We start from the raw sequence: 14,475 nt of genomic DNA, 5'->3' as shown, positions 1-14,475 counted from the left end.
CCGGGAGGCCCACCCCTTCAAGGGTGATCTCCCGGCCCGTGACGTGCAACCGCGCGGCGATCTAGTCGACGGTGGCGGCCGTCTCGCTCTCGAAGCGCCCGTCCAGCTTCGCCACGAGTCCGGTGACCTGGCGGGCGATGTCCGGGGCGGTCAGGCCGATCTCGGCCATGATCTCCTTGCGCAGCGCGTGGTCGAGGAAGCGCTGCGGGATGCCGAAGTCGCGCAGCGGCACGTCCACGCCCGCGTCGCGCAGGGCCTGCGCGACGGCGGCGCCGACGCCGCCGGTACGGCCGTTGTCCTCGACGGTGACGACCACCCGGTGGTGCTCGGCGAGCGGGGCCATGGCCTCGTCCACCGGCTTCACCCAGCGGGGGTCGACCACGGTCGTCGAGATGCCCTGCTTGTCGAGCAGGTCGGCGATCTCCAGGCACATCGGGGCGAGCGCGCCGACCGAGACGAGGAGTACGTCCGGCCGGGTGACCTCGGCGCCGGGGGCGCGCAGCACGTCCATGCCGCCGATCCGGCCGACGGCCGGGACGGCCGGTCCGACGACGCCCTTGGAGTAGCGCACGACGGTGGGGGCGTCCTTGACCTCGACGGCCTCGCGCAGCTGCGCGCGCAGCTGCTCGGCGTCGCGCGGGGCGGCCAGCCGCAGGCCCGGGACCACCTGGAGGATGGACATGTCCCACATGCCGTTGTGGGAGGCGCCGTCGTCACCGGTGACGCCGGCCCGGTCCAGGACGAAGGTGACCCCGCACTTGTGCAGGGCGACGTCCATCAGGACCTGGTCGAAGGCGCGGTTGAGGAAGGTCGCGTAGACGGCGAAGACCGGGTGGACGCCGCCGCTGGCCAGGCCTGCCGCGGACGTGGCGCCGTGCTGTTCGGCGATGCCCACGTCGTAGATGCGGTTCGGGAAGGCCTCGGCGAACTTGTGGAGTCCGACCGGGTGGAGCATGGCGGCGGTGATGCCGACGATGTCCTCGCGCTCGTGGCCGAGCTTGACCATCTCGTCGGCGAAGACGGAGGTCCAGCTGGCCGCGGCCGTCTTCACCGGCAGGCCGGTGTCCGGGTGGATCACGCCGACGGCGTGGAAACGATCCGCCTCGTGCTCCAGGGCCGGGGTGTAGCCCCGTCCCTTCTGGGTGAGGCAGTGCACGATGACCGGGCCGCTGAAGCGCTTGGCGCGCGTCAGGGCGGACTCCAGGGCCTCGATGTCGTGGCCGTCGATCGGGCCGATGTACTTCAGGCCGAGGTCCTCGAACATGCCCTGCGGGGCGATGAAGTCCTTGAGGCCCTTCTTGGCACCGTGCAGGGTCTCGTACAGCGGCTTCCCGACGACCGGGGTGCGCTCCAGGAGGTCCTTGCCGCGGGCCAGGAAGCGCTCGTAGCCGTCCGTGGTGCGCAGGGTCGCGAGGTGGTTCGCGAGGCCGCCGATGGTGGGGCCGTACGAACGCTCGTTGTCGTTGACGACGATGACCAGCGGGCGGTCCTTGGCGGCGGCGATGTTGTTCAGCGCCTCCCAGGCCATGCCGCCCGTCAGCGCGCCGTCGCCGATGACGGCGGCGACGTGGTGGTCCTCGCGGCCGAGCACCTCGTTGGCCTTGGCGAAGCCGTCGGCCCAGCCCAGCACCGTGGAGGCGTGCGAGTTCTCGATCACGTCGTGCTCGGACTCGGCGCGGGAGGGGTAGCCGGACAGGCCGCCCTTGCTGCGCAGGTCGGAGAAGTCCTGGCGGCCCGTGAGCAGCTTGTGGACGTAGGCCTGGTGGCCGGTGTCGAAGAGGACCTTGTCCTTGGGCGATTCGAAGACCCGGTGCAGGGCGATCGTCAGTTCGACCACGCCGAGGTTGGGGCCGAGGTGCCCGCCGGTCTTGGAGACGGCGTCGACGAGGAAGGACCTGATCTCGGCCGCGAGCTGGTTGAGCTCCTCCTGGCCGAGCCCGTCCAGATCGCGCGGTCCCTTGATGCGGGTCAGCAGCACCCGTGCCTCCTTGCAGTTGCTTGCCGGGCTGTCGAGTCTAATGTTCCGCCCGCGAGGGCGGTCATCGGGCGGTACCGCAAGGGTCACGCCTTTGTCATACCTGTACACCTCATCTGGGAATCACACCTCCCAAACGGGCGTATATCCGCACAGTCGTGCGTATCGATCTACGCACAGGTGCCCGGTGCCACACGAAGTGGCACCGGGCACTGTGACGGGTCTTACCGTCCCGCATGGCCCCGGAGGGCCCGCGGTCAGGCGCGTCCTGCGGTCTTCTGGGTCTTGCGCGTCACCGAGTCGATGACGACCGTCGCCAGCAGTACGGCGCCGGTGATCATGTACTGGATGGGCGTCGCGATCCCCTCCAGGGCCAGACCGTACTGGATGGAGGTGATGACCATGACGCCGAGGAGGGCGTTCCAGGTCCGGCCGCGGCCGCCGAAGAGGCTGGTGCCGCCGATGACGGCCGCCGCGATGACGTTCATCAGCAGGTCACCGGCGCCGGCGCTCTGGTTGGCCGCCGCGATCTTGGAGGCCCAGAAGAGCCCGCCGACTGCGGCGAAGGTGCCGGCGATGGAGAACACCGCGATGCGGATCCCGGCCACGTTGATGCCCGCGCGGCGAGAGGCCTCGACGCTGCCGCCGAGGGCGAAGACGTTGCGGCCGAAGGTGGTGCGGCGCAGCAGGAAGTCCGTGCCGACCAGCGCCACCACGAAGAGCACCACCGCGAGCGGCAGGCCCTTGTACTGGTTGAACACGACGGCGGGCCCGAAGGTGAAGAGCGCGAGCACGCCGGTGCGCAGCAGGATCTCGGTCAGCGGCCGCGAGGGGACCCCGGCGGCCTCCCTGCGGCGGTTGTCGAAGAAGGTGGCGAGGAAGTACCCCGCCACGGCGAGCGCCGCGAGACCGTAACCGGCCGCCACGTCCGAGAAGTAGTACGTGGTCAGCTGCCCGACCACGCCGTCGGGGTCGAGGTTGATGGTGCCGTTGCTGCCGAGGATCTGCAGCATCGCGCCCGACCAGAACAGCAGGCCGGACAGGGTGACCGCGAAGGCCGGGGCGCCGATCTTGGCGAAGAAGAAACCGTGGATGGCGCCGATGAGGGCGCCGCCGGCGACGGCGGCGAGGATCGCGAGCCATTCGTTCACGCCGTGGGTGACGGCGAGGACGGCGACGATCGCACCCGAGACACCGCTGACGGAGCCGACGGAGAGGTCGATCTCGCCGAGCAGCAGCACGAAGATGATGCCGACGGCCATCATGCCGGTGGCGACCATCGTGATCGCGATGTTGGTGAGGTTCTCCGGGGAGAGGAAGTTCGAGTTCAGGCTCTGGAAGATGCTCCAGATGACGATCAGGCCGAGGACGACCGGGAGGGACCCCAGGTCGCCGGCCTTCAGCTTGCGCCCGAACTCGTTGAGGTAGCCGCTCAGGCCCTGTTCGCGCACGAGCAGGCGGGGGTCCACGGCGGGGATGGCGTCCGCCGCCGCTGCCGGGTTGACCGGGTCGACGTGCTGCTGCGTCCCCTTGTCGAGGGGATCGGCGGCAGGCTGGTGGGTGCTCACTTGCGGGCCTCCCCGGTACGGGCCGCCCGGCGGGTCACGGCGTTGTCCGTGGCCCCGGTGATGGCGGAGATGATCTCTTCCTGCGAGGTGTCGGCAACGTTGAAGACACCGTTGTTGCGGCCCAGTCGCAGCACCGCCACCTTGTCGGCGACGGCCTTCACATCGGCCATGTTGTGGCTGATGAGGATGACGGCGTGGCCGCGCTCGCGCAGCCGCTCCACCAGGTCGAGGACCTGTGCGGTCTGCTCGACGCCGAGGGCGGCGGTGGGCTCGTCGAGGATGACGAGCTTGGGCTCGCCGAGCATCGAACGGGCGATCGCCACGGTCTGGCGCTGGCCGCCCGAGAGCGAGGCGATGGGGATCCGGACACTGGGGATCCGGATGGACAGGGTGGTCAGGAGTTCGCGGGCGCGGCGCTCCATCTCCACCTCGTCGAGGACGCCGAAGCGCTTGAGCTCACGGCCGAGGAAGAGGTTGCCGACGACGTCGATGTTGTCGCACAGTGCGAGGTCCTGGTAGACCGTCGCGATGCCCAGGTTCTGGGCGTCGTGGGGCTTGCCGATGGAGACCGGACGGCCCTCCCACTCGATGACGCCGTCATCGATGGGGTGCACGCCGGCGATCGTCTTGACCAGCGTGGACTTGCCGGCGCCGTTGTCGCCGACGAGGGCGACCACCTCACCGGAGTGGATTTCGAGTTCTACGTCGGTCAGGGCCTGTACGGCGCCGAACCGCTTCGAAACCCCTCGCAACGCCAGCACGGGCGCAGCGGACACATGAACCATCTCCTTCGCCGCCTGACCGGCGGGGATGTCGTGCAAAAGAGCAGGAGCGGGGCGGATGGGGGACACGGCAAGAAGGTGAATCGTTTCTGCCCGGCACCCCGCGGGTGGCGGGATGAAGGCGCGGGGCGCCGGGCAGGCTCGGGGCGTCTCGCGGGAGGAGACGTTTCTTCACAGGAGCGTTCGCGCGCGGGGCCTCGGAGGGCCTCCTCAGGGCCCCTCGGGGGCCCCGGCGGACGGTCCTACTTCAGGCCGAGGGTGGCGCAGGCGGCCGCGTACTTGTCGGTGCAGATCTCTTCGACCGTGTAGACACCGTCCTTGACGACGGTGTCCTTGATGTTGGTCTTGGTGAGCGAGACCACCGGGATCAGCACGGACGGCACGGCCTTGGTGGTCGGGCTGTCGATGTTGTTGTTGATGATCCCGTCGATCTTCTCGCCCTTGGCGAGGGCGACGGCCATCTCCGCGGCGGCCGAGGCCTCCGGGGCGTACGGCTTGTAGACGCTCATGAACTGCTCGCCCGCCACGATGCGCTGCACACCGGCGAGTTCGGCGTCCTGGCCGGTGACCGGGGGCAGGGGGGAGAGCCCGGCGGCCTTGAGGGCGGTGATGATGCCGCCGGCCATGCCGTCGTTGGCGGAGTAGACGCCGACCACCTTGTCCTTGCCGAGAGCGGAGAGCGCTCCCGCCATGTTGGTGTTGGCGTTCTCCGGCTTCCACTCCTTGGTGTCGTACTCCTTGCCGATGTTCACCTTGCCGTCGAGGACGGAGTGCGCGCCCTTCTTGAACAGCGCGGCGTTCGGGTCGGTGACGGAGCCGTTCATCATGACGATCTGGCCGTCCTTGGCCTTGTCGCCCAGGGCCTCCAGGAGCGCCTTGCCCTGGACCTTGCCGACCTCTTCGTTGTCGAAGGAGGTGTAGGCGTCGATCGGGCCCTCGGCCAGGCGGTCGTAGGCGACGACCGGGATGCCGGCGTCCTTGGCCTTCTTGACCGCGCCCGCGATGGCCTTGGCGTCGACCGCGTCGACGATCAGGACGTTCACCTTGTTGGTGATCATCGTGTCGACCTGCGAGTTCTGCGTGGTCGCGTCCTGCTTGGCGTTGGCGTAGACGACCTCGGCCTTGCCGCCGGTCAGGTCCGCGACCTTCTTCTCGATCAGCGGCTTGTCGAACTTCTCGTAGCGCGCGGTCTGGTTCTCCGGCAGGAGCAGACCGACCTTGATCGCATCGCCGACGGCGGCGCCCGAGGCCTTCTTCTCCCCGCCCGCTTCCTTGGCACTGCCACAGGCGGCCAGCGAGACGGCCATGGCACCGGCGGCGACGGCGACGGCGGCTCTACGCATACGCGTGTTCATTGGTTGAACCTCCCTGACGAGGCCGCAACACCGCGGCCGAGGTGGGTGTGAGTCAACCCCGGCCGCGAGTTTGCCGTCAAGGAGTGAATCCTTAACGAGATGACAACGGTGCCATCCGTTATCTAACTGAAGACATGACCGCGGGGGCGCGCACTCCGACCCCATTTTCTGCCAAAAGCGTCGAATCGCCCATCTCGCTGAGTACGAGGGCCAGCGCGCCGAGTACTTCCGCACGGCCGCCCAGCGACCCCGTCAGCACCGACAACTGCCGGGCCGCGCTGGGGATCGCGTACCTGCCCACGGACTCGCGGATCGGGGCCAGCACCAGCTCGCCCGCCTCGGCCAGCGAGCCCCCCAGCACCACCCTGCTCGGGTTCAGGAGGTTGCAGAGGCTGGCCACCCCGCTGCCCACGTGCCGGCCGACGTCGCTGATGACCCGGCGGCAGCCCGGGTCCCCCTCGCGGGCCAGCTCGACCACCCGCTCCATCGTCAACTCCGGGCCGTGGCTGCCCTGGAGCAGGGGCAGCACGTAGCGGGCGGCGGCGAAGGTCTCCAGGCAGCCGCGGTTGCCGCAGCGGCAGACGGGACCGGACTCGTCCAGGGTGATGTGCCCGATCTCCCCGGCAGTGCCGCCCGGTCCCCGGTAGATCTGCCCGTTGATCACCAGGCCCGCGCCCACACCGCTGGCCACCTTGATGTACGCCAGGTCCTTGACCCCCCGGCCGCTCCCCCACACGAGTTCGCCGAGCGCCCCGAGGTTCGCGTCGTTGTCCACGTAGACGGGCACGCCGAGGCGCTGCGAGAGTTCCCGGCGCGGGTTGATCCCGGCCCAGCCCGGCAGGATCGCGGTCGACCCCAGGGTGCCGGACTCCACGTCGATGGGGCCGGGGACGCCGAGCCCGACGCCGATGACCTTGTCCCGGCCCACCCCGACGCCCTCGATCAGGCGGCCGACCAGCGCCTCCGCCCGGTCGAACCCGTCCACCCAGGAGGCGTCCACGTCCAGCGGCTCGGCCTCCTCGGCCAGGACCTGGTGCGCGAGGTTGCCGACGGCCACCCGCAGGTGGGTGTGACCGAAGTCCACACCGATCACGATGCCCGCGTCCCCGCTGAGCGAGACGCTGCGGGCCCGGCGGCCACCGGCCGAGGTGTCCGTGACCTCGACGGTCCCGGCCTCTTTGAGCTCACGGACGATGTTGGAGACCGTGGCCGCCGACAGTCCGGTGGTGCGGGCGATCTCCGCCTGGGTCAGCGAACCCGCGAGGCGCACGGCCCGCACGACGCGTTCGAGGTTCGCGCGATGCAGCGAGGACTGCGATCCGGGAGTCTGCACGACTCATCCACTCCTGCCCTTAAGCGACGGCCAGCCGTCGCCCCCCGGCCGGTCGTCGCGGCTGCGCGCTCCGAGACCCCGGCGTCTCTCCAACTTGTGAACCTTAAGTCGAGCCTTTGGGTATCCAGACGTCAAGAGGCTGACGCAGCACGAATCGGACACCGGTGACCAAAAGGAGGAACAGGGGCCTCCTGGATCGTGCTACGGTCGCTGAGGCGCCGGTCCTCTGCGGCCTTTCCGGCCGGACCTGGCGCCCTGTGATGACGGCGCTACGCAAGGAGGTGTTCGGGATGAGTCCCGATCGAAGTCTTTGCAGCGCCCGCGTCCGCTGACCCGTTGATCAGCTGACCTCCACCTGAACGCGCACGGCGGTACTCCTCCGTCTGCGTGCATCCTTTCACTCCTTCCGCATGCCCTGCACCTCGTGACGGGCTGCGTCATCCATGCCCCCGGCGCATCCGCGGCCTTCCGTGCCCCCGTGCGCCGCACCACGATCACTCCACGTGACCGACCGGCTCCGCGCCGCCCGGACACCGTGGAGGGAGGTATTCGTCATGACCATGCTCACCCCTCGCTCCCCCACGAAGCTCGCCCCGCCGGGCCGCTCCCGCCGCGAGCGCAAGGCCGCCGAGCTCGAAGCCGCGACCCGCCTCGTCGGCGAGCGGCTCGCCGGCGTCAGCTCCCGCCCCGTGGTCCGGGTCCTCCAGGACGCGGACACCTCGTACAACGGCCTCACCCACGGCGAGGCGGCGCTGCGCCTGGAGCGGCACGGCGCCAACACCGTCGCCCACGAGCGCGCCCCGCACTGGTCCGCCCAGCTCGCGAAGGCGTTCTGGAATCCCTTCATCGGCGTACTGGTCTTCCTGGCCGCCGTCATGTTCTGGCAGGATCCCGCGGACCCCGGCGTCATCATCCTCTCCGTGATGGTGGGACTCAGCGGGCTGCTGCGCTTCTGGCAGGAGTACCGCTCGGGCCGGGCCGCCGAGGCGCTGAAGAAGCTCGTCACCACCACCTGCGCGGTGCAGCGCCGGGCCGGCACCGGCTCGGGCCCCACCACCTTCGAGGTGCCCATGAACCAGGTGGTTCCGGGCGACCTGGTCAAGCTGGCCGCCGGCGACCTGATCCCGGCCGACCTGCGGATCCTCACCTCGAAGGACCTGATGGTCTCCCAGGCGGCGCTCTCCGGCGAGTCGCTGCCGGTGGCCAAGGCCGACACCCGCGCCGAGGACCTCGGCCAGCACGCCACCACCGACCCGGTCGAGGCGGACAACCTCTGCCTGATGGGCACCTCCGTCACCTCCGGCACCGCGACCGGGGTGGTCGTCGCCACCGGCGCGGACACCTACTTCGGCTCGATGGCCGGCTCGCTGGTCGGCGAGCGCCCGCAGACCAACTTCGACAACGGCGTGCGCCGGGTCAGCTTCCTGCTGATCCGCTTCATGCTGGTGATGGTCCCCGTCGTCTTCATGATCAACGGCTTCACCAAGGGCGACTGGAACGAGGCTTTCCTCTTCGGTATCGCCGTCGCGGTGGGCCTGACCCCCGAGATGCTGCCGATGGTGGTCTCCGCCAACCTGGCGCGCGGCGCGGTGGCCATGTCCAAGCACAAGGTGGTCGTCAAACGTCTCAACGCGATCCAGAACCTGGGCGCGATGGACGTCCTGTGCACCGACAAGACCGGCACCCTCACCGAGGACCGGATCGTCCTGGACCGCTACCTGGACGTCCACGGCAACGAGGACGACGAGGTCCTGGAGTACGGCTACCTCAACGCCCACTTCCAGACCGGCCTGAGGAACCTGATGGACCGGGCGGTCATCAACCGCGTGGACGAGGCCGAGGAGGTTGTCGTCGACGCACGGTTCTCGATGGTCGACGAGATCCCCTTCGACTTCGCCCGGCGCCGGATGTCCGTGGTCCTGAACCGCAACAGCGTGCTCGGCGCGGGCGGCCGCCCCGAGCACGTGATGATCACCAAGGGTGCGGTCGAGGAGGTCCTCGACCTGTGCACGCACATGAGGGACCGCGGCGAGAGGGTCGAACTGACCGAGCAGCTGCGGTGGCACGTCACCCGGATCGCCGAGGACAACAACAGGCGGGGCCTGAGGGTCCTGGCCGTCGCCACCCGTACGGTCGCCGCCCCGCGCGACACCTACTCCGTCGCCGACGAGGACGGTCTGACCCTGATCGGCTTCCTCGCCTTCCTCGACCCGCCGAAGGCCTCCGCGGCCGCGGCCCTGCGCGGCCTGGCCGACAAGGGCATCGCGGTGAAGGTGGTCACCGGCGACAACGAGCTGGTGGCGGCCCGGGTCTGTGCCGACGTCGGCATCGAGGTGGGCCACGTGGTCGCGGGCGCCGAGCTGGACGGCCTCGACGAGGAGGCGCTGCGCGCGCTGGCCGCCCGTACGACGGTCTTCGCCAAGGTCAACCCCGTCCAGAAGGCCCGTATCGTGCGGGCGCTGCAGGCCGAGGGGCACACCGTCGGCTTCCTCGGGGACGGGATCAACGACGCGGCGGCGCTGCGCGACGCCGATGTCGGCATCTCGGTCGACACCGCCGTCGACATCGCCAAGGAGTCGGCGGACATCATCCTGCTGGAGAAGGACCTGACCGTCCTGGAACAGGGTGTCGTCCAGGGCCGGACCACCTTCGGCAACACCATCAAGTACATCAAGATGACGGCCTCGTCGAACTTCGGCAACGTCTTCTCGGTGCTGGTGGCCAGCGCCTTCATCCCCTTCCAGCCGATGCTCGCGATCATGCTGCTGGTGCAGAACCTGGTCTACGACATCGCCCAGCTGGCCACCCCGTGGGACCGGATGGACGAGGAGTACCTGCGCAAGCCGCGGAACTGGGACGCCAAGGGCATCTTCCGTTTCATGGTGACCATCGGGCCGATCAGCTCGATCTTCGACATCGCCATGTTCGTGATCATGTGGAACGTCTTCTCCGCCGACAACGAGGCCGCCCAGTCGCTCTTCCAGTCCGGCTGGTTCATCGAGGGCCTGCTCTCGCAGACCCTGGTCGTCCACATGATCCGCACCCGCAAGATCCCCTTCATCCAGTCGCGCGCCTCCTGGCCGGTGATGGTGATGACCGTCCTCGCGGTGCTGACCGGGCTCTGGCTGCCCTTCTCCCCGCTGGCCCCCTCGCTGGGCTTCGTGGCCCTGCCCGCGAGCTACTTCCCCTGGCTGATCGTCGTGCTCCTCGCGTACTGCACGCTCACCCAGCTGGTGAAGACCTGGTACATCCGCACCTTCAAGACCTGGCTGTAGGAAGGGGGACGGGCCGATGACCCTGCTCACGGAGTGGGAGATGGCCGGCCACCTGGCGGCCGCCCTCGGATTCGGGGCGGTCATCGGCCTGGAACGGCAGTGGCGGGCCCGCTTGGCGGGCCTGCGCACCAACGCCCTGGTGGCGGGCGGGGCCGCACTGTTCGTGCTGCTCTCGCAGTACGGGTTCCTCAGCACGGTCTCCGAGGTGAACTACGACGGCTCGCGGGTCGCCGCCCAGATCGTCTCCGGGATCGGCTTCCTGGGCGCCGGGGTGATCATGCGGGACGGGCTGAGCGTCCGGGGCCTGAACACGGCCGCCACCCTGTGGTGCTCGGCGGCCGTGGGCTGCCTGGCCGGGGTGGGCCTGTTCGTGCTGGCCGCCTTCGGCACGGCGGGCGTGGTGGGGGCGAACCTCCTGCTGCGCCCGCTGGGCCGGCGGCTCGACCGGGAGCCGCGCGGCGGGGCCGAGGTCGCCGTCGACTACCACTTCGAGGCGGTCTGCCTGGAGGCGGAGGAGGCCCACATCCGTCACCGGCTGGTCGACGCGCTCGGCCGGCCCGGCTACCTGCTGCGGGAGATCCGCAGCCAGGACGGCCCGGTGGCGGGGCGGGTGACGGTGTCGGCGCTGCTGACCGCCGAGGGCGAGGGGTGCCGGGCGCTGGAGGAAGCGGTCAGCAACCTCTCGCTGGACCCCTCGGTCTCGGCGGTCAGCTGGTCGGTGGTACCCGATCCCGCACTCTGACGGGGGCCTACTTGAGCGTGGCGGAGGTCAGACCGGCCTGGATCTGGCGCTGGAAGGACAGGTAGACCACCACCATCGGGATGATCGCGATGGTCACACCGGCGAACAGCACCGGCAGGTCCGTCTGGTACCCCATCTGCTGCTGGAGCTGGATCAGACCCTGGGTGAGCAGGTAGCGCTCTGGGTCCGAGCCGCTCTGGGGCTGCATCAGCACGGAGGGCAGGATGTACTGGTTCCACTGCCCCAGGACATTGAATATCCCGACGCTGATCAGGCCCGGCTTGGCCATCGGCAGCATCACCTGGAAGAAGATCCGGGTGTCGGAGGCCCCGTCGATCACCGCCGCCTCGTGCACGGCCGTCGGCAGGGTGCGGAAGAAGGAGTGCATGAAGAAGACCGTGAAGGGCATCGAGTAGGCGACGTACACCAGGATCAGTCCCTGGTAGCTGTTGAGCATGTCGAGCCGCTTGACCATGAAGAACAGCGGTACGAGCGCAAGGAAGACGGGGAACATGGCCCCGCTGACGAAGAAGTAGTAGATGAGGCGGTTCCCCCGGAAGGGGTACCGGGCCAGCACGTAGGCGGCCATCGACCCGAGCAGCATCGTCAGCGGGACCGAGAACACCATCACGATCATCGTGTGGGCGAAGTAGTCGCCGATGCCCTTGTCCCAGGCTCGGACGAAGGCGTCGAAGTGCCAGTTGGAGGGCCGGCTGAGGGCCGATCCACCGATCTGGGCGTCGGTCTTGAAGGAGCCGAGCATCAGCCAGAACAGCGGCAGGACGATCAGTATCGCCCAGACGGCCAGGAAGCCGTGGGAGAAGACGTTGAGCGCCGTGCCGTCGGAGCGGCGGTTCCCGCCCTCCCCGGTCCGGCGGCCGCTGCCGCCGGAACGCTCCGCCGCGGCCTCGCCGGGCGCCTTGATCACTGTGGTCATCGTGTCTCCCGCTCAGAACTCGATGCGCTCGCGGCGGGTGGCGCGCAGCGTGACAAGGGAAAGGATCATGGTGAGGACCAGCATGACCACGCCCATGGCGCAGGCGTATCCGCTCTTGCCGAAGTAGAGGAAGTTGCGCATCAGCACGGTCGCCATGACCTCGCTGTGGTGGTCCGGCCCGCCGCCGAACGAGCCGGAGGTCATGGTCGACACCAGGACGAACATGTCCATCGCGGCGATGCCCAGGTAGACCGCCGAGGTCTGTACGGAGTCCCAGAGCAGGGGCAGCGTGACCTTGACGAAGGTCTGGGCCCGGCCGGCGCCGTCGAGCAGGGCGGCCTCGTAGATGTCCTTGGGCACGGACTGCATGGCCGCGGAGAAGAGCACCAGGTAGAAGCCGACGCCGTGCCAGACGACCACGAGCAGCAGGCACCAGAGCACCAGGTTCGGCTCGTTGAGCCATTCGACCGGGTGCGCCGGGTCGACCAGGCCGAGTCCGATGAGGAAGCCGTTGAGCAGGCCGCCCTCGTCGCTGCGGTACACGGCGCCGAAGAGGACCGCGAGGATGGCGAGGGAAAGGACCTGCGGGAAGAAGTAGACGATCTTGTAGAAGGCGGAGCCCCGGACGCCCCGGACACCGCCCGCCCCGCTGCGCCCTCCCACGTTCACCATGAAGGCGAAGAAGAGGGCGAGCAGGATGGTCAGCACCGGGACGAACACCAGGAGCAGCAGGTTGTGCCACAGGGCACCGAGGAAGACCTCGTCCTTCATCAGGGCCGTGTAGTTGTCCAGACCGACGAAGCCGAACGTCGGCGACTGGCCGGACCAGTTGGTGAAGGAGTAGCCGAACGTCTGGACGTACGGCCAGATGACGAAGGTCAGGTACAGCGCGAGGGGCAGGACGAGGAAACCGGCGATGAAGCCGACCCGCCGTCTGCTCGTGGCTACTTGGCTCATGGGTGTCCGTCCCTGGGACGCGATGTCAGCTGCGGTGGTTGTTCTTGGCGCTCGGGTCCTTGGCGGCCTTGTCCACCGCGGCCTGGGCCCGCTTGATCCACTCCTTTGGCTGAATCCGCTTGGCCATCAGCTCGTTGGAGGCGTCCTGGATCTCGGTGTCCATCGCGCTGTACCAGTCGGGGTACAGGAAATTGAAGGTGTTGTCCCCGGCCGCCTTGAGCGCCGTCACCGCCGACTGGGTGCCCGGCCGCAGTTTGACGCCCGGGTCCACGCCGTCCTTGACCACGGTGAGCGAGTTGGCCTGCTGGGCGAAGAGGGTGGACCACTCGCGGGAGAGCATCGAACGGACGAACTCCAGGCCGCCGGCCTTGTTGGCGGCCTTCTCCGGGACGATGAAGGGCTCGCCCGCACCCGCCCGGATGGCCTCGAAGGGCAGCTTGCTGTCGGCCAGCGGCGGCACCGGAAGGAACTGCATGTCGAAGTCGGGGGGCGTCTGCTTGAGCTGCTCGTTCTCCAGCCAGGAGCCCGAGGGGATGAAGGCCGCCTTGTACTGGTTCCAGGCGGTCTGCGACTCGGTGTGGGTGAGGCCGTTGGTGCCCGGCATCAGCAGTTCCTTCTCGACCACCTCGTACACGGCCTCGACCGCGGCGAGGGCGGCGGCGCTGCCCTCGAAGGCGTTCGGCTCCAGGTTGTCGATGGCCTTCATGGCCTCCAGACCGCCCTTCTTGGCGATCAGGTCCATGATGACGACGTTGATGTAGTACGGGTACTTGCCCTGGTGGGCGAGGCCGCCGAGGCCGGCGTCCTTGGCCTTCTTGCAGACGTCGAGGAACTCGTCCCAGGTCTTGGGCGCCGTCCAGCCCTTCTCCTTGAAGAGCTTGCCGGAGTACCAGAGGCCGTACACCGTGTACACGTAGTTGAGCGCGACGAACTTGCCGCCCTGCATGCCCTGCTCGACGGTGCCCGCGATCAGCGTGTCCCGGACCTTCTTGGAGGGGTCGTCGAGCGAGGGGGCGTCGAGCACCGGGGCGAGGTCGGCGAGCTGGCCGGCCTTGGCGAGGACGTCCAGCTTGATCTTCTGGGCACCGGAGTCGTCGACGACGTCGGGCGGGGTGCCGCCGTTGAAGCGCGTCTGCAGCTTTCCGGTGATCTCCTGGGTGCCCAGGTGGCTGCTGGTGGTGCCCCACTTCTTGTCGAAGGCGGCCTCCCAGGCCTTCGCGTAGTCGTCGCCGAAGCCGCCCTTGAAGACGACGACGTCGAGCTTGCCGCCCTTGGCGACGCCGAAGGGGTTCTCCTTGGTCACCGCCGCCTTGTCCGGACCCTTCGTGGAGCCGTCCTCACCGCCGGAGGCGCAGGCGGACAGGAAGCTCATCGTCGGTACCGTGATCAGTCCGAGTGCCGCGGAGCGCTTGATCAGATCGCGGCGGCCGAGGCCCTCACCAGTGGATCCCATGCTCATGTCCTCGCCTTCGTCAGAAGTGTGAAGGAGGCCGGAAAACACGGCCGTTGCCGTGCATGCGGACGCACCGCAGGTCCCCGCCCGTCCCCCGG

At 68.9% G+C, this 14,475-nt stretch carries 10 protein-coding genes; 2 read left to right on the top strand and 8 right to left on the bottom strand.

Annotated features, from left to right (window positions below; translation table 11 throughout):
- Window positions 1-61: 61 nt before the first annotated feature.
- From dxs to ACEPPI_RS08555, 5 genes are all read right to left on the bottom strand, one after another.
- Window positions 62-1,978, bottom strand: a complete 1,917-nt coding sequence (gene dxs / locus ACEPPI_RS08575) for a 1-deoxy-D-xylulose-5-phosphate synthase (protein WP_373914615.1) — start codon at window positions 1,976-1,978, stop codon at window positions 62-64.
- 254 nt (window positions 1,979-2,232) lie between these two features.
- On the bottom strand, window positions 2,233-3,543 hold the full coding sequence (locus tag ACEPPI_RS08570; RefSeq protein WP_030234790.1) for a sugar ABC transporter permease: 1,311 nt from the start codon (window positions 3,541-3,543) through the stop codon (window positions 2,233-2,235).
- The gene (locus ACEPPI_RS08565) at window positions 3,540-4,328 is read right to left on the bottom strand and encodes an ATP-binding cassette domain-containing protein (protein WP_007267176.1); all 789 of its coding nucleotides are present in this window, start codon (window positions 4,326-4,328) and stop codon (window positions 3,540-3,542) included. The genes ACEPPI_RS08570 and ACEPPI_RS08565 overlap by 4 nt, the downstream gene beginning before the upstream one ends.
- Window positions 4,329-4,567: 239 nt before the next feature.
- Window positions 4,568-5,680, bottom strand: coding sequence for a sugar ABC transporter substrate-binding protein (locus tag ACEPPI_RS08560; RefSeq protein ID WP_373914613.1), 1,113 nt, complete (start codon window positions 5,678-5,680; stop codon window positions 4,568-4,570).
- A gap of 118 nt (window positions 5,681-5,798) precedes the next feature.
- Entirely contained in the window at window positions 5,799-7,013 is a 1,215-nt protein-coding gene (locus ACEPPI_RS08555) for an ROK family protein (protein ID WP_373914612.1), read from the bottom strand.
- A gap of 554 nt (window positions 7,014-7,567) precedes the next feature.
- Here ACEPPI_RS08555 and mgtA point away from each other — a divergent pair.
- Both mgtA and ACEPPI_RS08545 read left to right on the top strand, forming a co-directional pair.
- The gene (gene mgtA, locus ACEPPI_RS08550; RefSeq protein ID WP_373914611.1) at window positions 7,568-10,288 is read left to right on the top strand and encodes a magnesium-translocating P-type ATPase; all 2,721 of its coding nucleotides are present in this window, start codon (window positions 7,568-7,570) and stop codon (window positions 10,286-10,288) included.
- 16 nt (window positions 10,289-10,304) lie between these two features.
- Window positions 10,305-11,030 (top strand): MgtC/SapB family protein, encoded by a 726-nt coding sequence (locus tag ACEPPI_RS08545; protein WP_373914610.1) that lies wholly within the window; start codon window positions 10,305-10,307, stop codon window positions 11,028-11,030.
- A gap of 7 nt (window positions 11,031-11,037) precedes the next feature.
- Here ACEPPI_RS08545 and ACEPPI_RS08540 read toward each other — a convergent pair whose 3' ends face one another.
- From ACEPPI_RS08540 to ngcE, 3 genes are read right to left on the bottom strand one after another with little or no spacing between them, the layout of a single operon-like run.
- Window positions 11,038-11,967 carry a carbohydrate ABC transporter permease gene (locus ACEPPI_RS08540; RefSeq protein ID WP_373914609.1) on the bottom strand — a complete coding sequence of 310 codons (930 nt, stop codon included), beginning with the start codon at window positions 11,965-11,967 and terminating at the stop codon, window positions 11,038-11,040.
- 12 nt (window positions 11,968-11,979) lie between these two features.
- Window positions 11,980-12,924, bottom strand: coding sequence for a carbohydrate ABC transporter permease (locus ACEPPI_RS08535; RefSeq protein WP_373914608.1), 945 nt, complete (start codon window positions 12,922-12,924; stop codon window positions 11,980-11,982).
- A 25-nt stretch (window positions 12,925-12,949) separates the two neighbouring features.
- Window positions 12,950-14,377 carry an N-acetylglucosamine/diacetylchitobiose ABC transporter substrate-binding protein gene (ngcE, locus tag ACEPPI_RS08530; protein ID WP_373914607.1) on the bottom strand — a complete coding sequence of 476 codons (1,428 nt, stop codon included), beginning with the start codon at window positions 14,375-14,377 and terminating at the stop codon, window positions 12,950-12,952.
- Window positions 14,378-14,475 lie beyond the last annotated feature (98 nt).

The sequence above is a fragment of the Streptomyces sp. AB3(2024) genome, from assembly GCF_041862025.1.
Taxonomy (GTDB): Bacteria; Actinomycetota; Actinomycetes; order Streptomycetales; family Streptomycetaceae; genus Streptomyces.
Note: the sequence above shows the minus strand (reverse complement) of the source record. Positions and strands in the feature narration are given on the sequence as shown.